The following is an 18,512-nucleotide window of genomic DNA, read 5'->3' as shown; positions in this document are numbered from 1 at the left end:
ATTCCGGCTCGAATCAATTGCAAATTGGACCTTGACCGGCCTGCAGACACTTGGCTGCCAAGGTATACCGCAGCGCGCCCGCAACGGCGCGACAACCGTGTACAGGCAGAGTCGGTTCAGGCCATTGAGAAAGCGCGCGTCCAGGGACCGCAATAACGCTTCAACGGCTCCATTCAGGTCTAAACCAGGGATTGGAGTGCTTTGAGTAGGATGCGATCCCCTCGTATTCTTTTGGTGCCCAGATGGGTGCCATTGCAACATATTTTTTTCCTGCCCCATCGACACTCATCTTATTCAAAATTACCTCTTTGATTTCGTTTTCCGGGACGTCTTTCAATATTTTAATTGTCTCATCCAAATCGAAATTCAATTGCTGTATATCGAGTTCACCTGGATGGTTGGCCTGATTGATGCGGGCATGAATGTGCAAGCCGACGTTAGGGTCTCCGTACAAAGGTTTATGCATATACAGTTGAATCTTATCTTTCTTAGGATCGACGGCATAAATATCCTGCAAATGGGCTAGCATTACCGATCTAAAATTTTCCAGTAGTGGTATATGTTTTTTTCTCAGGTCGCAGAAAGTTGAAAGGTAGTCCAATCCGGTCCGCTCTTTGTATTTTTGCGCATTCTCCCTTTTTCCAGAATTGAATATTTCCTGTCCAGCAATCAAACCGTGATCGGCATCCTTGAAGATTTCATTGAATACTTTGTGACCGTTGAACTTTTTATCTGGCACGTAGTATCCAAGCACAGCCATGCCCCCCAACTGATTTTTCACGGTCTTTGGATCGTCATACGCTCCCTTGCCTTTTGGAACATAAGACTCATTGGGAGAAATAAGAAAACCTCCTATGCCGGGAAGGAACTTTGTTCCAGTAAACTGCTCAGGATGTGCCTTATATCCTCCGGTTCGGTCCTCTCTTTCCAGACCTTGAATAAAGTCGCTGATAAAAGAAGGAACGGCCGGCTGCAAGATTTCGAAGCTGGCCAGTTTTTTTTCAAGCTCGGCACGGTTTAATAGCGCAACTTCTTTTCTATCGTATTTTCCAGCACTTTTTTCCTTGACTTGATGACTCTCACGAGAACTAAGCCTCGCCGACTTCACGGACTCAACATATGAAGGCGCGGCATAAGGAATTTTTGATATATCTTCTGGAGTATTTAATATCTTTTTTTCTTCGCCACTAAAATTACCAAATGACAACTTAATCAAATCCAGATGTTCAATTTTTTTGTCGATGCATCGATTATCGAATGGCATATTATCGAATTTGACTTGCCGCTGCCGATGATCCGAAATGTGCGTATCATCCACGCTTCCCTGTCGGTTTTTGGAGGAATAATTTACTCTGGAGAATTTATTTTTGAGTCCGCCATCAATCGATTTATGGCTATCCTGGCCTATCGCCAACTGCTGGGAATCTAAAGGAGTAATAGCAATCCTAGGCATTTTTGCAAATCTTTCTATTAAATATTAGCTATATAACTCAGTTCTGGATACATCGTAAATTTACAGATGATGTTGGAACATTCTGTGCCTGGCGTTTTTTGACAGATCAGGTTTTGAAAGCTGTTGTTTTTTATAAGCATCCAAAATGGACACAAGTTCACCACTAAGCTTCAGCATGTGTGTCATCACAGCTTCCAGCCATTCGATCGTGATGACGGACAAATTCAGCGAGGAACAAAGTTGCAATGAACCATCCTTGGCATCAAACGCAACCCAACTGCCTTTCATTTTCTCAAATTCAAGGTTTAGTTTCATCCAATCCCTCATTTCCTCGTTTGCCGGATTGATTTTTAGCACCGGCACAGAGATCGCAAGAATTTCCATCGTCATTCCAGTATCCAGCCGCCACTCCCGCTTTTCATTATCGGTAATTATTATAATGTTATCATTCCAATGCAGATCCATTCCAATCCTCTTCCCGAGGTCAGAAATTATCAATGCAATTCTTCCACGTTGCGTGCTCATCTATTTTATGCTATCCATATAATTGTCAAATTTGACCAGGTTTATCGATATTTTTTCAATAGCTGTTGAAGGCCCTCGTTATCTTTAATGGCGGGGGCTGCAATGTTCATATCCCGCAGGTTCACCTTTCCATCTTTCATACTTTTCAAAACTCTATCGAGTTCTGCCAATCCGCAACGGTAGTGACCAGAAATCAGGGCAAATGATGTAGCCACACCATTCTCGATTTTGATGATGCCAGATGCCAGAACCGGGACTCCGCCTGTAGTCATCGGATGGTGCATTTTATTTCGTTCGTAATCATGGATATACATGTTTCCATTGCGGTGCATGACGAATACGCCATGTTGTGGATAATATTCGGCATGATTGGTTTTTCCGGGTGATGCCAGTGTATCAACCAAAGTCGCTTGTTCATCCGTACGGTGCCATACACCATTTTCTACGATCGCCTGGTACTGCTTAATATCTTTTCCGGAAAGGAATTTAGTCTGCTCTATTTCCTTCACGCTCTTGTAGCCAACTATGGCAGCCGCAGATTCATGCAAATTTTCTCTTGCCCATACGTGTGGGCCGGCATCGCCAGGCTTGCCATTTTTCTCCCATTCCTCAATGACTTTTTCAGGATCAAAAATCGGAATCTTATGATCTGGATTCTTGTCCAGCCATTCAAAAAATCCGGCTTGTTGCTGCCCCGTCTTTTTCCAGTCGCCGTGGACGATATTCAACATCGAGTATATTCTGTGTTTTCCGGTATCCAATGCTTCCAGTTTGGTATGTTCAATCAATCCTACCTCTCCCTTCCTGGTGTTCGGAGCAAGGGAAACGACTTTCTCGATCGCATTTTTAAATTTCGTGCGCCGATCGATTGACACGCCTTTGGCGAATCCGTTAGCCAAACTGATTTCTTTTAGTTCGTCCCATTCTGGTATCGACTTTAGCTGGGGCTGAATGGCTGATCGAGAATTGGAAAATTTCCCGTGCAGAAAATTACCCTGGTGTTCCGAATTATTTTTCAGCGATAACGACTGGCTAATGGGCGAATCGCCGCTTGATGAATAAATTTTTTCCAGCATGATAGAACTCCGTAAAATATCTCTGATAGACGTGAAGAAGAGGCGCCAGGTACTTGCGCAGCGATTCGCCAAGGCGGATCTGGCAACCAGCGCTCGTCAGAGGCTTGCGCCAATGAGTGTATCCGGCGGAACGATTGGTTCCTCGGCACCACAACAATTGGGGAAGCGCTGATTAATTCATGATTCCGGGCCTCCCCCAATCTTCGACGACGAAATTCGATGCGAAGGCGGCGGCGATCCGCGCGATGTCCAGCAAGCAGCTCGAAACGCACGGCCGAGATCCGCGAACGCATGCTGGCGGCGGGCTTGCCGATATGAGCCGTCATTTGCAGTTAGCGTGAGCCGGCGGCAGTGGAATGCGAGCTGGCGCCGTCGATTGCAAGCTCATTTGCACATAGCCTGAGCACGGGTCTTGCGTCATTTGCAGTTAATTCGAGCCGACAATAGGTTCTGAGGCGCTCTTGTCCGGCGAAAGATGCTATCCGAACCAAGGCCGGACCGACGCACGGACTACATATAAGAGAAATAAAGCCGAGAAGACGGCACGAAGCGGGAGGACAGCGGCGGCCGCCCGGCGCGCCGCTTTATGGCGGATAATTGGGGAATTTCCCGCTCAACCGCTACCTGCCACGATGTCAACCAAGACCCTGCCAGCCGCCTGTCCCTGCGGCGGCCCCGCTTATGCCAGCTGCTGCGGCCCGTATGTCAGCGGCGCCGCCATCGCGCCGACGGCCGAAACGCTGATGCGTTCGCGCTATACCGCCTATACGCTGCGCAACGAAACCTATCTGCGGACCACCTGGCATCCCAGCACTTGCCCGCCAGACGCCTTGTTTGCCGATGAAGAAACAGTCCACTGGCTGGGACTTGAGGTAAAATCTGCTTTACGTTTACGTCAACGTAAAGCAGAATCTGCCGACCAGCCTGAAGAGATCAACCGCGACAGCGTCGAATTCGTGGCCCGCTACAAAGTCAATGGCCGCGCGCAGCGCCTGCATGAAGTAAGCCGCTTTGTGCGTGAAATGGGCGACGGCGGCTTGCGCTGGTTTTATCTCGACGGCAGTTTTCCCGAATAGCGCACGCCCACGAGACAGGGCGATACAAGAAGAGGAACCTGAATGCCGCACATCGAAAGCAAACTCAATCCGCGCAGCGACGACTTCAAGGCCAATAGCGCGGCCATGCAAGGCATCGTCGACGACTTGCGCGACAAGGTCGCCGCGATCGCCGCCGGCGGTGGCCAGGCGGCCGCCGCGAAACATCTGGCGCGCGGCAAATTGCTGCCGCGCGAACGGGTTCGCCTGCTGCTCGATCCCGGCACGCCGTTCCTCGAATTGTCGCAAATGGCGGCCTATGCGATGTACCAGGACGCCCATGGCGTTGATGCGGCGCCGTCGGCCGGCATCATCACCGGCATCGGCCGGGTGGCCGGCCAGGAATGCGTGATCGTCTGTAACGATGCGACCGTCAAGGGCGGCACGTATTATCCGATGACCGTCAAGAAGCATTTGCGGGCCCAGGAAATCGCCGACCAGAACAATCTGCCCTGCATATACCTGGTCGATTCCGGCGGCGCCAACCTGCCGAGCCAGGACGAGGTGTTCCCCGACCGCGACCACTTCGGCCGCATCTTTTACAACCAGGCCAATCTGTCGGCCAAGGGCATCCCGCAAATCGCCGTCGTCATGGGTTCTTGCACGGCAGGCGGCGCCTACGTGCCGGCGATGAGCGACGAATCGATCATCGTCAAGGAACAAGGCACGATTTTCCTCGGCGGCCCGCCGCTGGTGAAGGCGGCCACCGGCGAAGTGGTCAGCGCGGAAGACCTGGGCGGCGGCGACGTGCATACGCGCTTGTCCGGCGTGGTCGACCATCTGGCGCAGAATGATGTACATGCGCTGTCGCTGGCGCGCACCATCGTCTCCAACCTGAACCGCGTCAAGCCACAGCAAACGGCACTGCGCCCGTCGAGTGAACCGAAATACCCGGCCCAGGAATTGTATGGCGTGATTCCGCTCGACACCCGCAAGCCGTTCGACGTGCGCGAAGTCATCGCCCGCATCGTCGACGGCAGCGAGTTCGACGAATTCAAGGCGCGCTACGGCACCACGCTGATTTGCGGTTTCGCCCATATCCATGGCGTCAAGGTCGGCATCATCGCCAACAACGGTATCCTGTTTTCGGAATCGGCGCTGAAAGGCACCCACTTCATCGAACTGTGCTGCCAGCGCAAGATCCCGCTGGTATTCCTGCAAAATATCACCGGCTTCATGGTCGGCCGCAAATACGAAAACGAAGGCATCGCCCGCAACGGCGCCAAGATGGTGACCGCCGTGGCCACCGCCGCCGTGCCGAAATTCACCGTCATCATCGGCGGCAGTTTCGGCGCCGGCAATTACGGCATGTGCGGGCGCGCCTTTTCGCCGCGCTTCCTGTGGATGTGGCCGAATGCGCGCATCTCGGTAATGGGCGGCGAGCAGGCCGCCAGCGTGCTGGCGACGGTCAAGCGCGACGGCATCGAAGGCAAGGGCGGCGCCTGGAGCGCCGAAGAGGAAACCGCGTTCAAGCAGCCGGTCAAGCAACAGTACGAACACCAGGGCCACCCGTATTACGCCACCGCGCGGCTGTGGGACGATGGCGTCATCGACCCGGCCGACACCCGCATGGTGCTGGGCCTGGGCCTGTCGGCGGCGCTCAACGCCGAGATCCCGGACACCAGGTTCGGCGTATTCCGCATGTAAGGGACACACAACAATGGAATTTGACACCCTGAAACTGGCGATCGAAGACAAGGTCGCGACCATCACGCTGAACCGGCCCGACATGCGCAACGCGTTCAATGAAACCGCCATCGCCGAATTGACGCGCGCCTTCGAAGGCCTGGGCCGCAGCGAGATGGTGCGCGCGATCGTGCTGGCCGCCAACGGCCCGGCGTTTTGCGCCGGCGCCGACTTGAACTGGATGAAGAAAATGGCGGGCTACACGCACGCCGAAAACCAGGCCGACGCGCTGCAGCTGGCGCGCATGCTGCACGCGATTTACGCCTGCCCGAAGCCGGTGGTGGCCAAGGTGCAGGGAGATTGTTATGCCGGCGGCATGGGCCTGGTCGCCGCATGCGATATCATCGTCGCCTCGGAAGCAGTCAATTTCTGCCTGAGCGAAGTCAAGCTGGGACTGATTCCGGCCACCATTTCACCGTACGTCATCAAGGCGATGGGCGACAACGCCGCGCGCCGCTACTTCCTGACGGCCGAGCGTTTCAGCGCGCAAGAAGCGCAGCGCATCGGTTTTGCGCATGAAGTGACGGCCATCGATGCGCTCGATGCGAAGGTGGCAGAGATCGTCAAGGCATTGGTCAACAACAGCCCCAACGCGGTGCAGCAAGCCAAGGTACTGGTGCGCGACATCGCCGGCCAGCCGGTCAGCGAGCAATTGCTGCTCGATACGGCGCAACGCATCGCCCTGATCCGCGCGTCGGAACAGGGCCGCGAAGGCGTCGCGTCGTTCCTTGAAAAACGCAAGCCGAGCTGGCTGGGGTAGTACATACAGAGTCTGGAGTGGTTTTGGAATCAAACAAGCAATCGAACTGGGTCGAGCGCAGCCTGCGCAGCGTCTGGCATCCCTGTACCCAAATGCAGCACCACGAAAGCGTGCCGCTGATCCCGGTCAGCCATGGCCGCGGCGCCTGGCTGTACGACCACCAGGGGCGGCGCTACCTGGACGCCATCAGCTCGTGGTGGGTCAACCTGTTCGGCCACGCCAACCCGCGCATCAACGGCGCGCTGAAAGACCAGCTGGACCGGCTGGAGCACGCGATGCTGGCCGGTTTTACGCATGAACCGGTGGTGCGCCTGTCGGAACAACTGTCAGAGCTGACTGATCACGTGCTGGGCCACAGTTTTTATGCGTCCGACGGCGCGTCGGCGGTCGAAATCGCGCTGAAGATGAGCTTCCACGCATGGCGCAACAACGGCAAGGGCGACAAGCAGGAATTCGTGTGCCTGAAGGGCAGCTACCACGGCGAAACCATCGGCGCGCTGGCCGTCACCGACGTGGCCCTGTTCAAGGACGCCTACGGCCCGCTGCTGCGCGCCACGCAGACGGTGATGTCGCCGGACGCGCGCCAGGCGAACAAGGGCGAAACCGCGCAGGACGTGGCGCGCCGCGCCGCCGCCGAGGTCGAAAAACTGTTCGCCGAAAAGGCCGATAAAATCGCCGCGATCATCATCGAACCGCTGGTGCAATGCGCCACCGGCATGGCGATGCACGACCCGCTGTACCTGTCGCTGATGCGCCAGTTGTGCGACCGCTACCAGGTCCATTTGATACTCGATGAAATCGCGGTCGGCTGCGGCCGCACCGGCACTTTCTTCGCCTGCGAACAGGCCGCCGTCTGGCCGGATTTCCTGTGCCTGTCGAAAGGCATCAGCGGCGGTTATCTGCCGCTGTCGCTGGTGATGACGCGCGAAGAAATCTACCAGGCCTTCTACAGCAGCGATGTGACGCGCGGCTTTTTGCATTCGCATTCCTACACCGGCAATCCGCTGGCCTGCCGCGCCGCGCTGGCGACGCTGGACATCTTTGCCGAAGACGATGTGCTGGCCAGCAACCGCATCAAGTCTCAGCGCTTGACCCAGGCGCTGCAGCCACTGGCCACGCATGAGCGGGTGCGCAATTTCCGCAACCGCGGCATGATCTGGGCCTTCGATGCGGTCGATGCGGCGCCCGATTTTTCGCGGCGGTTTTTCAGCATCGCGGTCGAGCATGAATTGCTGATGCGCCCGATCGGCTCCAGCGTCTACCTGATGCCGCCGTACATCCTGGACAATGACGAAATCGACGGCCTGGCGGCCAATACGCTGGCCGTGTTCAATCAAGTACTGGCGGGCTGACCATGGAACTGCTGAATCAACTGGACACCCAATTGCAGGCGCTGCGGGAACGCAGCCTGATCCGCCAGCGGCGCGTGGTCGATACGCCGTGCGGCCCACGCCTGCAAGTGGCCGGGCGCGAACTGCTGGCGTTTTGCAGCAACGATTACCTGGGCCTGGCCAGCCATCCGCGGCTGGTCGCGGCGCTGCAGGAAGGCGCGGCCCTGTACGGCGTCGGCAGCGGCGCCTCGCACCTGATCAGCGGCCATAGCCGCGCCCACGCCAAACTGGAAGACCGTTTGGCGGATTTCGTCGGCGCCCACCTGGAAGCGCCGCGCGCACTGTATTTCTGCACCGGCTACATGGCCAACCTGGCGGTGCTGGGCGGCTTGACGGCCGGCGACAAGAGCGCCGAGATTTTTTCCGAATCGCTGAACCATGCGTCGCTGATCGACGGCGCGCGGCTGTCGCGTTGCAGCGTCAAGGTGTATCCGCACGCCGACCTGGCCGCGCTGGCGGCGCTGCTGGAAGCGAGCAGCGCCAGCACCAAGATGGTGGTCACCGACAGCGTGTTCAGCATGGATGGCGACCTGGCGCCGCTGCCGCAATTGCTGGCCCTGTGCGAACGCCATGGCGCGTGGCTGGTGGTCGACGACGCGCACGGTTTCGGCGCGATCGGCGCCAACGGCCGCGGCGCGCTGGAGCACTTCCATCTGCGTTCGCCCTACCTGGTCTACATGGGCACGCTGGGCAAGTCGGCCGGGGTCGGCGGCGCGTTTGTCGCGGCCCATGCCACCGTGATCGAAACGCTGATCCAGAAAGCCCGTCCCTATATTTACACCACCGCCGCCGCGCCGGCCCAGGCGCATGCCCTGCTGACCAGCCTGGACCTGATCGCCGGCGACGAAGGCCAACAACGGCGCGCGCACCTGCGGGCGCTGGTGGCACAATGGAACGATGGCTTGCGCCTGCGGCGCTGGCAGGCGATGCCGTCCGATACCGCGATCCAGCCGGTGCTGATCGGCGATAACGCCGAAACCATGCGGGTCGGCGCGGCGCTGTATGAACAAGGCATGTGGGTCGGCACCATCCGTCCGCCGACCGTGCCGCCGGGAACCGCCCGCCTGCGCGTGACGCTGTCGGCCGGCCATACCACGCAAGAAGTGGCGCAACTGATCACTGCCTTGAATGCACTGGAAAGGAACTGACATGAGCCTGGAAGATCCCGTAATTGCTCCTGTAACGGATACCGTAGCGGCGGCGCAGGCCGCCTTGGCCGCCGACGGCTTGCCGCGGCCGTTCGCCTGTTTCGTCACCGGCACCGATACTGAAATCGGCAAGACGCTGACTTCGTCCGCGATGCTGCACGCGCTGGTGCAAGCCGGCGTGCGCGCCTGCGGCATGAAGCCGGTGGCAGCCGGCGCGGTGATGCGCGACGGCGAACTGCATAACGACGACGCAGACAGCCTGGTCGCCGCCGGCAACGTCAGCATGCTGCGCAGCCTGACCACGCCCTACATGCTGAAGGAACCGGCAGCGCCGCATATCGCCGCCGCGCTGGAAGGCATCAGCATCGACCCGGTGCCGATCCTGGCGGCGTACCTGGAAGTGGCCGCCGCGTCGGATGCGGTGGTGGTCGAAGGCGTCGGCGGCTTCCGCGTGCCGCTGTCGGATGGCTACGATACCGCCGACCTGGCCCAGCAACTCGATCTGCCGGTGGTGATGGTGGTAGGCTTGCGGCTCGGCTGCATCAGCCAGGCCTTGCTGACGTACGAAGCGATCGCGGCGCGCGGCCTGACACTGGCCGGCTGGGTCGCCAATGAACTGGAGCCCGAAATGCGCTACGCCGACGAGAATATCGAAGCGCTGCTGCTGCGCCTGCCGGGACCGCTGCTGGGACGCGTGCCGCGCCTGGCGGATCCATCGGCGGAAGCCGCGGCGTCTTACCTGAATTTTACGAGCCTGCCGCACTGGCCGGGTTCTCAATAATCGATCTACATATTTGAAGGAAATACGATGTCCCAAGCTCAGCTGCAAGAACCGAAAACCGTCGAACTGCACCGTCCGGCCGCCGCCATCAAACTGCCGGAAGCGGCCACCTGGCCGCTGGAAGATGTGCTGGCCCTGTTCGAACTGCCGTTCAACGATTTGATGTTCAAGGCGCAGAATACCCATCGCAGCAACTTCCCGGACGGCGACGTCGAACTGGCCACACTGTTGTCGATCAAGACCGGCGGCTGCGAAGAGGATTGCAGCTACTGCCCGCAGGCGGCGCGTTACGACACCGGCGTCGAAGCCAAGAAAATCCTCGGCATCGAGACCGTGCTGGAAGCGGCGCGCCAGGCCAAGGCCAACGGCGCCACCCGTTTCTGCATGGGCGCCGCATGGCGCAGCCCGAAAGACCGCGACATGGACAAGGTCGAACAGATGGTGCGTGAAGTCAAGGCGCTGGGCCTGGAAACCTGCGCCACGCTGGGCATGCTGGAAGAAGGCCAGGCCGACCGCCTGAAAAACGCCGGCCTCGATTATTACAACCACAACCTGGACACCGCGCCCGAGTTTTACGACAACGTGATCTCGACCCGCGAATACCAGGACCGGCTGGACACGCTGGGCCGGGTGCGCGAAGCCGGCCTGAAAGTGTGCTGCGGCGGCATCGTCGGCATGGGCGAAACCCGCTTGCAGCGCGCCGGCCTGATCGCGCAGCTAGCGAACCTGAACCCGTACCCGGAATCGGTGCCGGTCAACCACCTGGTGCAGGTCGAAGGCACGCCGCTGTACGGCATCGACGCGCTGGACCCGTTCGAATTCGTGCGCACCATCGCGGTGGCGCGCATCACAATGCCGAAGGCGCGCGTGCGCCTGTCGGCCGGCCGCCGCCAGATGGGCGAAGCGGTGCAAGCGATGTGCTTCCTGGCCGGCGCCAATTCGATTTTCTACGGCGACAAGCTGCTGACCACCGACAATCCGGAAGCGGAAGACGACCGCACGCTGCTCAATAAGCTGGGCTTGAAGACCCGCGCCGCGACGCTCGATTCGGCGCCGAAGGAAAGCTGCTCCTGCTGATGTAACGCGACCGGCACATCATAAAAAAACTTCCTGCGCACACGCTTGAGAGAGAGACCATGTTCACAAAAATCCTGATCGCCAACCGTGGCGAGATCGCCTGCCGCGTCGCCGCCACCGCGCGCCGCATGGGCATCCAGACCGTCGCCGTGTATTCGGAGGCGGACGCCAACGCCAGGCACGTCGCGGTATGCGACGAAGCGGTGCTGATCGGACCGGCCGCGGCCAAGGAAAGCTATCTGTGCGGCGACAAGATGATTGCCGTCGCGCTGGCCACCGGTGCGCAGGCGATCCATCCGGGCTACGGATTTTTGTCGGAAAACGCCGATTTCGCCGACGCCTGCGCCACCGCGGGGCTGGTCTTCATCGGCCCGCCGGCGTCGGCGATGCGCGCGATGGGCTCCAAATCGGCGGCCAAGTCGCTGATGGAAAAAGCCAATGTACCGCTGGTGCCGGGCTATCACGGCGACGTGCAGGACGCCGACTTCCTGCAAGCGCAAGCGGATAAAATCGGCTATCCGGTGTTGCTGAAGGCATCCGCCGGCGGCGGCGGCAAGGGCATGCGCGTCATCGACAAGCCGGCGCAATTCAAGGACGCGCTGGCCTCGTGCAAACGCGAAGCGATCAGCTCTTTCGGCGACGACAAGGTGCTGGCCGAAAAATACCTGTCGCGGCCGCGCCATATCGAAATCCAGGTGTTCGCCGACACGCTGGGCAATTGCATCTACCTGTACGAGCGCGATTGCTCGGTGCAGCGGCGGCACCAGAAAGTGCTGGAAGAAGCGCCGGCGCCGGGCATGACGGCCGAGCGCCGCGCCGCGATGGGCGAGGCGGCGGTGGCCGCCGCCAAGGCGGTCGGCTACGTCGGCGCCGGCACGGTGGAATTCATCGCCAACCAGGATGGCTCGTTCTATTTCATGGAAATGAACACCCGCCTGCAAGTCGAGCATCCAGTCACCGAAATGATCACCGGCACCGACCTGGTCGAATGGCAGTTGCGGGTCGCGTCTGGCGAGCCGCTGCCGAAACAGCAGCATCAACTGGCCATCCACGGCCACGCGATCGAAGCGCGCATCTACGCCGAAAATCCGGAAAAAGGCTTCTTGCCGTCGATCGGCACGCTGCGCCATCTGCGCACGCCAGCGGCGGTGACGTTCGAGCTCGGCGGCACGGAGCATCCGGCTGGCGTGCGCATCGATTCCGGCGTACGTGAGGGCGATGCGATTTCGCCCTTCTACGATCCGATGATCGCCAAGCTGATCGTCTGGGGCACCGACCGGCGCGAGGCGCTGGCGCGCATGGCGGCCGCGCTGTCCGACTACCAGATCGTCGGCCTGGCGACCAATATCGCCTTCTTGAAACGGCTGGTCGAAGGCGCGGCGTTTGCCAATGCCGACCTGGATACCGGCCTGATCGAACGCAATCACGCGGCGCTGTTCCCGGCGCCGCAAGCCGCGCCAGCCGCCGCGCTGGCGCTGGCCGCGGTGGCCTTGATCGCAGCTGAAAAAGAGCACTCTGAAGCGCAATCGGCCGGCAATCCATCCGACCCGTGGGGCAATGCACAGGGCTGGCGCCTGAACGGCGCGCTGCAACGCGGCCTGTCGTTCGCCGACGAACATGCGCCCTACCTGGTCCAGCTCGAATACCGTGGCGACGGCTGGCTGCTGGACGGCCAGCCATGCAGCCTGACCAGCCGCGATGGCGTCGGCTACCGCATCAAGCTGGGCCGGCAGGCGCTGCATGGCACGGTGCGCCGCGACGGCGAACTGTTCCACGTTTTCCACGGCGGCAGCCATTACGCGCTGCAGTACCACGACCCGATGGCGCATGCCGGCGAAGCGGAAGCCGAAGGCGGCCGTTTGACGGCGCCGATGCCGGGCAAGGTGGTCGCGGTGCTGGTCCACAAAGGCCAGCATGTCAGGAAAGGCGAACCGCTGGTCATCATGGAGGCGATGAAGATGGAGCACACCATCGCCGCGCCGCACGATGGACTGGTCGAGGAAATACTGTACGCGGTCGGCGACCAGGTCAGCGACGGCACGCCGCTGCTGGCCTTCAAGGCCGCCGCATAATGCATCATGCATCGGGGAGTAACAACATGCGCATACTGATACAGCTCCCGCCAGACCAGGCACGGGAATTTGCCGACGATTTTGCCGCGCTGCTGCCCCACGCCGAGATCACGCTGTGGAGCGAGGGCGCGGTGCTTGAGCCGCACGACTATGCGGTGGTGTGGAGTCCGCCCGCCGCCGTGCTCGGCGAGCTGGTGCGCGTCAAGGCGATCTTCAACGCCGGCGCCGGGGTCGATTCGGTGCTGCGCTTCGGCGACGCGTTGCCGCCGCAGATACCGCTGATACGCCTCGACGACGCCGGCATGGGCGTGCAGATGGCGGAATACGTGACCCATGCGGCGCTGCGTTATTTCCGCCGTTTCGACGAATATGACGCCCAGGCGCGCAGCAATCTGTGGCTGCCTTTGGCGCCGCATGACAAGCAGGATTTCACGATCGGCGTGCTCGGGCTCGGCGTGCTCGGCAGCCGCGTGCTGGAAGCTTTGCTGCCGTTCGGCTTTCCGCTGCGCGGCTGGAGCCGCGGCCAGAAGGAGATTGCCGGCGTCAGCTGTTTTGCGGGACAGGACAACCTCGACACCTTCCTGCGCGGCACCCGCGTGCTGGTCAACCTGCTGCCGCTGACGGCCGACACGGCGAACTTGCTGGACCGCGCGCGGCTGTCGTCGCTGCCGCCAGGCTCTTATCTGATCAACGTGGCGCGCGGCGCCCATGTGGCCGAAGCCGACTTGCTGGCGCTGGTCAAATCGGGCCACATCGCCGGCGCCACGCTGGACGTGTTCCGCAATGAACCGCTGCCGCAGCAGCATCCGTTCTGGCAAGAGCCGCGCATCAGCATCACGCCGCATATTTCCGCCGTTACCCAGCGCCGCGAAAGCGTCGCACAAATCGCCGCCAAGATCCGCTGCCTGGAAGCGGGCCAGCCGGTCGCCGGCATCGTCAACCGTGTCACAGGATATTGATATGAACACTGATAAAAGCCTGCCGAAACAGGTCAAGATCGTCGAAGTCGGTCCGCGCGACGGCTTGCAAAACGAAAAAGACACCATCCCCGCCGCGGTCAAGATCGAACTGATCGACCGCCTGACGCTGGCCGGCTTCCAGAATATCGAGGCGGCCTCGTTCGTGTCGCCGAAATGGGTGCCGCAAATGGCCACCAGCACCGAGGTGATGGCGGCGATCCGGCGCAAGCCGGGCGTGATCTATTCGGCACTGACGCCGAACATGCGGGGTTTCGACGCGGCGCTGGCCGCCGGGGCCGATGAAGTGGTGATTTTCGGCTCCGCATCGGAAGCCTTTTCGCAGAAAAACATCAACTGTTCGATCGCCGAATCGATCGCCCGCTTCGAGGGCGTCGCACAAGCGGCCAAGGAACGCGGTTTGCGGCTGCGTGGCAGCATCAGCTGCGCTTTTGGCTGCCCATACCAGAGCGACGTGCCGGAAGCCGCTGTGGCCGACGTAGTGGGCCGCATGCGCGAACTGGGCTGCGATGAAATCGACATCGCCGACACCATCGGCGTGGCGACGCCGCGCAAGACCCAGGCGGTGATGCAACGCGCGATCCAGGAATTCGCCATCGGCGGCCTGTCCGGCCATTTCCACGACACCTATGGCCAGGCGCTGGCGAATATCTATGCCAGCCTGGAAGTGGGCATTACAATTTTCCACTCGTCGGTAGCCGGCCTGGGCGGCTGTCCGTACGCCAAGGGCGCGACCGGCAATGTCGCCACCGAAGACGTGCTGTACCTGATGCAGGGTCTCGGCATCGCCACCGGCATCGACCTCGACCTGGTGGTCGACGCCGGCCAGTTCATCTCGCGGCATCTGGGCCGCAAGGGCGCCAGCCGGGCCGGCAACGCGATCGCCGCCAAGCGCGCCGGCTGAAGCGATTGATACGCCATGCGCCGAAACCGGTGCATGGCCTGATCAGCGCAAAATGCGACTGAAATAAAAAAAAGACCTGGGAGCCATAAGCTCTCAAGTCTTTTCTCTATTACTCAATTTGGTCGGAGTACAAGGATTCGAACCTTGGACCCCCTGGTCCCAAACCAGGTGCGCTACCGGGCTGCGCCACACTCCGAAGACCAAGATAATACAGGCCGTATTCACTTCGGTCAAGGGCAGCGGTAAATTGTTTTCTAAAAAGCGTCCGGCGCTTTGTTTGCCGCGATGTCAATCACGCTGTCGGGATACAAACGGCCCAGCACGCGCGATGTTATCCTGGCAAGCACGTCCTGCAGCTCGGCATTGGCCTGCGGCTGCCTGGCGCGCGCCGCCGACCAGCCCCGTATCAGTGCATGGTCGTGTCCCGCCACCGCCAGTTCGACTTCGTTTTGCCAGAACGCCGGCGCCTCGCCTTCGACAAAATTGCCGCGGCCGCGGCCGAAATGCGCCACCGCCAGATAGCGCAGCAAACTGGCCACCACCAGCGTGCGCAGGAACTCGTCGGTGAATTGCATGGTCGGCTGGTTGCGCTCGGTGGTCGAATTGAAGCCCCACGCCGCGCCGGCAAAGGTCAGCGCGCCGACGATGCTGCCCAGCAGTGCGCCGGCGCCCAGCGTCAAACCGCCGGCCACCAGGTCGGCCGACAACCCGGTCGCCGCGCCGGAAATCACGGCGCCCAGCAAGCCAGCTTGCGCCTTGTCGATCGGCGCGCGCACCGTAAAGTTTTCGCGCACCCGCGCATTGATTTTGGCCGCCTCGCTGGTGTCGAGTTTGTACAGGGCCAGCAGCCGGCCGGTGGTGTCGCCTATGCACAGGTTCAGCCTGGCGATCAGCGCGCTCATCGCCTTTTCCTGGCGCTGCTGCTCACCGCCCTTGCCGAGGCCGACCACTTTCAGCGCCGACTTCAGCAAGGTCTTGTTTTCGCTATCCACCGCTTCGCTGTCTTGCGCGGCAATGACTAATTGTTCCGCGGTCAGTCCCATCGCGTCGTGAAAGCGCTGTACATTGCCCGCTTCCCAGGCGGCGAACAGGCGCTGATATCCAGCCTGTTTTTGCTCCGCGATCAGTTTGCCGACCGCCTCATAAAATACCCGCTCATGCACCCAGCAGCGGGCGAACGCATCCAGCGCCAGGACGTCGCGCACGACAGGGAACTGCCGCAAATGATCTTTCCAGCGCGCCTGCTCGGCGTGTTCGTCGGCGGCCGGACGCGGCGCGCCCATCTGGTTCAGCAGCACCACCACCGGTTTATCCAGCCATTCGAGGATTGTCATTTCGGCCGGCAGGTAACCGGCGTCCTTCGGATGTTCCGATGAATTGACCAGGTACAGCACCACGTCGGCCGCGTCGCGCGCGGTGCGCAGCGCTTGCTGGCTGAGCCAGAATGGCCGGTCGCGGTAGCGGTCCAGCACTTCGCGCAAGAACCAGCCGATCGGATTGCCGGACAAGCCGAGCCGTTTCAACAGCCGCACCGAATCGCCGAAACCCGGCGTATCCCACAGTTGCAAGGCATCGCCCTGCGGCGTGCTCAATAAGGTATGCGATTCGGCGAACACCGTCACATGGGCCGCGTCGCGCACTTCGCCGACATCGACGCCGATCAGCGTGCGGGCCAGCGTGGTCTTGCCGTTATTGGTATGCGAAATCAGCGCAAATTGAATCTGGACGGGTGTGTCGCTCATGGTGCGGTCGATAGTGTCAGTCCGGCTCCGGCATCGAGCGGGTGGGTGGATGGATCGATCAGGTCGACGATGGTCGCCGGCGCCCGGTGGAAATGGCAGAATTGCTGCCACAGCGCGACCCGCTCGGCCAGCCTGGCCTTCGCATCGGGCTGGCTGCCGACACGCTCCAGGAAGTTCGATACATCGATCAGCACGGCGATGCCGCGTGCGGATTGGCGCACCAGGTAATCGAGGAAAGCGCCGTGATTTTCCTTCTCCGGCGTCGCGGTCAGATTGAACAGCACCGCCGTCAGATTCACCTCGCTGTCGTTCAATCTGGTGTCGGCCAAGACCTCCTGCGGTTCCTCGCCGTAAGCGGTCGACGGCCGCAGCATCAGTCTGGCCTGTTCGCCGAACAGCGTCACCGCAATCGCCGCCAGGCCCTTGTCGCGCGCTTCATCGACGCTGAAACTGTAAGGTAAAACGCGCAGTACGCCGCCAGTAACAGTCCCCATGGTTTCATTAAATTTGCGAAAATATGGTTGTTCCAGATCGAGCGGGAATGTCGTGGCCAGCCGCTGCGCCTGCCAGTTGGAAATCAGGGCCAGCACGATGCGCGGCACTACCACCAGCAACAGCAAGGTCGCCGCATATAAATGCACCCAGCGCGCGCCGCCTTCGGGCGAGACGGCGCCGGAACCGAAGCGCAGCGCCTCGACCTCGGCCAGCGAAAAACCCTGCAAGTGGAATAGCGACAGCGCCGGCGCGAACAGGACCGACAACAGATCATGCACCTGGCTGGCGTCCAGAAAAGTGCTTTCCCAACCGGCCGCGTATTGCGACAGCACGCCACGCGCATACAGCGACAGCATGGCGCCGATGGCGAACAGCGCGGCGCTGACATGGATCATCCGGCTTAGCCGCGCGCCATTCAGCCTGGCGCTCAATTGCGCCCACTCCGCCATGAAGGCCAGCAAGCCGGCCGATAGCGCATGCGGCAGCTTGCGCGGCAAGGCCGCCTTGCCGACGCTGAGACGGCGTACCCAGCCGGCCTTGGCCGCATTCATTTGTCTGGAAGGTATGCATAGCCAGGCCAGCAGCCCCAGGTAGACCAGCACATTCCACGCGATGATCAGCAGCAGCGGCGCCGACAGCAAATCGACGCGGTGCGGATCGGTAATGCGGTCCAGGCCAAAACCGAGCAGCAAGGCCAGCAGCGGCAAGGTCATGGTCAGGGTGTTCAAGCCGTTGCGGCGTTTGGCAAAGGTGGCGAAGGCGGGAATGCGCTCGACCAGGCGCTTGATGATTTGTTCCGAACGCTGTTGCAGGAAGTCATCCGTGGTCACTTCCGACTGTTTGCCGGAAGCTTGCCAATGCGCCAGTTCCTTCGCGCTGCGGCTGGCATACATGCGGTCATCGTCGCTAAGGACTTCACGCTTCTGGTCGGCCGTCTCGATAGCGCGTACCAACACCACGTCTCTGGCAATATGTTCGTTCATGTCGCTCCTGTTCTGTATGAATCCGACAACTGTACAGGAGGATTGTGACGCACTTTTCCATTTCAGGCCAACGCGAAGCGCATGACGCAGAAATCAAATGCCAAACCGGCAGACGTAAAAAAACCCCCGACCGGATCACCGGAAGGGGGTTCTTTCTTATAACTAGCCTGACAATAACCTACTTTCACACTGGTTGCAGCACTATCATCGGCGCAGAGTTGTTTCACGGTCCTGTTCGGGATGGGAAGGGGTGGGACCAACTTGCTATGGTCATCAGGCATGACTTGTACTGACGCTTGTCTCCTGTAGGACGACAAGGCCATGAATCTGGAAGAAGCAAAGATCGGC

General features: G+C 60.3%; 15 protein-coding genes, 1 tRNA gene and 1 rRNA gene. 10 read left to right on the top strand and 7 right to left on the bottom strand.

The annotated features are described in order from the left end of the window. Nucleotides 1-160 precede the first annotated feature (160 nt). Genes GJA_RS26995 through GJA_RS00080 form a run of 3 tightly spaced genes read right to left on the bottom strand, consistent with a single transcriptional unit; the run spans nucleotide 161 to nucleotide 3,054 of the window. The gene (locus GJA_RS26995) at nucleotides 161-1,453 is read right to left on the bottom strand and encodes a hypothetical protein (protein WP_144241386.1); all 1,293 of its coding nucleotides are present in this window, start codon (nucleotides 1,451-1,453) and stop codon (nucleotides 161-163) included. A gap of 60 nt (nucleotides 1,454-1,513) precedes the next feature. Next, entirely contained in the window at nucleotides 1,514-1,978 is a 465-nt protein-coding gene (locus GJA_RS00085) for a type III secretion system chaperone (protein WP_081905184.1), read from the bottom strand. Between the two features lie 41 nt (nucleotides 1,979-2,019). Continuing rightward, complete coding sequence (locus GJA_RS00080; RefSeq protein ID WP_038487329.1) at nucleotides 2,020-3,054, bottom strand: hypothetical protein; 1,035 nt, start codon at nucleotides 3,052-3,054, stop codon at nucleotides 2,020-2,022. Between the two features lie 632 nt (nucleotides 3,055-3,686). Between GJA_RS00080 and GJA_RS00075 the strand changes: the two genes are divergently transcribed. Genes GJA_RS00075 through GJA_RS00030 form a run of 10 tightly spaced genes read left to right on the top strand, consistent with a single transcriptional unit; the run spans nucleotide 3,687 to nucleotide 14,944 of the window. Further along, nucleotides 3,687-4,130, top strand: a complete 444-nt coding sequence (locus tag GJA_RS00075) for a YchJ family protein (protein ID WP_038487326.1) — start codon at nucleotides 3,687-3,689, stop codon at nucleotides 4,128-4,130. 42 nt (nucleotides 4,131-4,172) lie between these two features. Continuing rightward, nucleotides 4,173-5,795, top strand: a complete 1,623-nt coding sequence (locus tag GJA_RS00070; protein ID WP_038487323.1) for a carboxyl transferase domain-containing protein — start codon at nucleotides 4,173-4,175, stop codon at nucleotides 5,793-5,795. A gap of 13 nt (nucleotides 5,796-5,808) precedes the next feature. After that, nucleotides 5,809-6,594, top strand: coding sequence for an enoyl-CoA hydratase/isomerase family protein (locus GJA_RS00065; RefSeq protein WP_038487319.1), 786 nt, complete (start codon nucleotides 5,809-5,811; stop codon nucleotides 6,592-6,594). Between the two features lie 23 nt (nucleotides 6,595-6,617). Further along, a complete protein-coding gene (gene bioA / locus GJA_RS00060) occupies nucleotides 6,618-7,946 on the top strand; it encodes an adenosylmethionine--8-amino-7-oxononanoate transaminase (protein WP_038487316.1) in 1,329 nt (442 codons plus the stop codon). 2 nt (nucleotides 7,947-7,948) lie between these two features. Beyond that, a complete protein-coding gene (gene bioF, locus GJA_RS00055; RefSeq protein WP_038487313.1) occupies nucleotides 7,949-9,133 on the top strand; it encodes an 8-amino-7-oxononanoate synthase in 1,185 nt (394 codons plus the stop codon). A gap of 1 nt (nucleotide 9,134) precedes the next feature. After that, a complete protein-coding gene (gene bioD / locus GJA_RS00050) occupies nucleotides 9,135-9,914 on the top strand; it encodes a dethiobiotin synthase (protein ID WP_038487310.1) in 780 nt (259 codons plus the stop codon). Between the two features lie 27 nt (nucleotides 9,915-9,941). Continuing rightward, the gene (gene bioB / locus GJA_RS00045) at nucleotides 9,942-10,991 is read left to right on the top strand and encodes a biotin synthase BioB (RefSeq protein WP_051780066.1); all 1,050 of its coding nucleotides are present in this window, start codon (nucleotides 9,942-9,944) and stop codon (nucleotides 10,989-10,991) included. A gap of 59 nt (nucleotides 10,992-11,050) precedes the next feature. Then, on the top strand, nucleotides 11,051-13,063 hold the full coding sequence (locus tag GJA_RS00040; protein ID WP_038487307.1) for an acetyl-CoA carboxylase biotin carboxylase subunit: 2,013 nt from the start codon (nucleotides 11,051-11,053) through the stop codon (nucleotides 13,061-13,063). A gap of 26 nt (nucleotides 13,064-13,089) precedes the next feature. Further along, nucleotides 13,090-14,022, top strand: coding sequence for a 2-hydroxyacid dehydrogenase (locus tag GJA_RS00035; protein WP_038487304.1), 933 nt, complete (start codon nucleotides 13,090-13,092; stop codon nucleotides 14,020-14,022). 1 nt (nucleotide 14,023) lies between these two features. Further along, nucleotides 14,024-14,944, top strand: a complete 921-nt coding sequence (locus tag GJA_RS00030; protein WP_038487301.1) for a hydroxymethylglutaryl-CoA lyase — start codon at nucleotides 14,024-14,026, stop codon at nucleotides 14,942-14,944. 119 nt (nucleotides 14,945-15,063) lie between these two features. On the opposite strand, the gene GJA_RS00025 is transcribed toward GJA_RS00030, so the two are convergent. From GJA_RS00025 to rrf, 4 genes are all read right to left on the bottom strand, one after another. After that, nucleotides 15,064-15,140, bottom strand: a tRNA-Pro gene (locus GJA_RS00025). Nucleotides 15,141-15,198: 58 nt separating this feature from the next. Next, complete coding sequence (locus tag GJA_RS00020; protein WP_038487298.1) at nucleotides 15,199-16,686, bottom strand: DUF3482 domain-containing protein; 1,488 nt, start codon at nucleotides 16,684-16,686, stop codon at nucleotides 15,199-15,201. After that, on the bottom strand, nucleotides 16,683-18,164 hold the full coding sequence (locus GJA_RS00015; RefSeq protein ID WP_038487295.1) for a DUF2868 domain-containing protein: 1,482 nt from the start codon (nucleotides 18,162-18,164) through the stop codon (nucleotides 16,683-16,685). Before GJA_RS00015 ends, GJA_RS00020 begins: the two co-directional genes overlap by 4 nt. Nucleotides 18,165-18,329: 165 nt before the next feature. Beyond that, a 5S ribosomal RNA gene (gene rrf / locus GJA_RS00010) occupies nucleotides 18,330-18,442 on the bottom strand. Nucleotides 18,443-18,512 lie beyond the last annotated feature (70 nt).

It is taken from the genome of Janthinobacterium agaricidamnosum NBRC 102515 = DSM 9628, assembly GCF_000723165.1.
In the GTDB taxonomy this organism is placed as follows: domain Bacteria; phylum Pseudomonadota; class Gammaproteobacteria; order Burkholderiales; family Burkholderiaceae_D; genus Janthinobacterium; species Janthinobacterium agaricidamnosum.
This window is presented reverse-complemented; position numbering and strand designations above follow the sequence as displayed.

Bases quoted from the DNA above. Each gene is read 5' to 3' on its own strand.
- GJA_RS00080 (WP_038487329.1), bottom strand. From the start codon at position 3,054: ATGCTGGAAAAAATTTATTCATCAAGCGGCGATTCGCCCATTAGCCAG.
- GJA_RS00020 (WP_038487298.1), bottom strand. From the start codon at position 16,686: ATGAGCGACACACCCGTCCAGATTCAATTTGCGCTGATTTCGCATACC.
- GJA_RS26995 (WP_144241386.1), bottom strand. From the start codon at position 1,453: ATGCCTAGGATTGCTATTACTCCTTTAGATTCCCAGCAGTTGGCGATA.
- GJA_RS00015 (WP_038487295.1), bottom strand. From the start codon at position 18,164: ATGAACGAACATATTGCCAGAGACGTGGTGTTGGTACGCGCTATCGAG.
- GJA_RS00030 (WP_038487301.1), top strand. From the start codon at position 14,024: ATGAACACTGATAAAAGCCTGCCGAAACAGGTCAAGATCGTCGAAGTC.
- bioF (WP_038487313.1), top strand. From the start codon at position 7,949: ATGGAACTGCTGAATCAACTGGACACCCAATTGCAGGCGCTGCGGGAA.
- GJA_RS00085 (WP_081905184.1), bottom strand. From the start codon at position 1,978: ATGAGCACGCAACGTGGAAGAATTGCATTGATAATTTCTGACCTCGGG.
- GJA_RS00040 (WP_038487307.1), top strand. From the start codon at position 11,051: ATGTTCACAAAAATCCTGATCGCCAACCGTGGCGAGATCGCCTGCCGC.
- bioB (WP_051780066.1), top strand. From the start codon at position 9,942: ATGTCCCAAGCTCAGCTGCAAGAACCGAAAACCGTCGAACTGCACCGT.
- GJA_RS00035 (WP_038487304.1), top strand. From the start codon at position 13,090: ATGCGCATACTGATACAGCTCCCGCCAGACCAGGCACGGGAATTTGCC.
- GJA_RS00070 (WP_038487323.1), top strand. From the start codon at position 4,173: ATGCCGCACATCGAAAGCAAACTCAATCCGCGCAGCGACGACTTCAAG.
- bioD (WP_038487310.1), top strand. From the start codon at position 9,135: ATGAGCCTGGAAGATCCCGTAATTGCTCCTGTAACGGATACCGTAGCG.
- GJA_RS00065 (WP_038487319.1), top strand. From the start codon at position 5,809: ATGGAATTTGACACCCTGAAACTGGCGATCGAAGACAAGGTCGCGACC.
- GJA_RS00075 (WP_038487326.1), top strand. From the start codon at position 3,687: ATGTCAACCAAGACCCTGCCAGCCGCCTGTCCCTGCGGCGGCCCCGCT.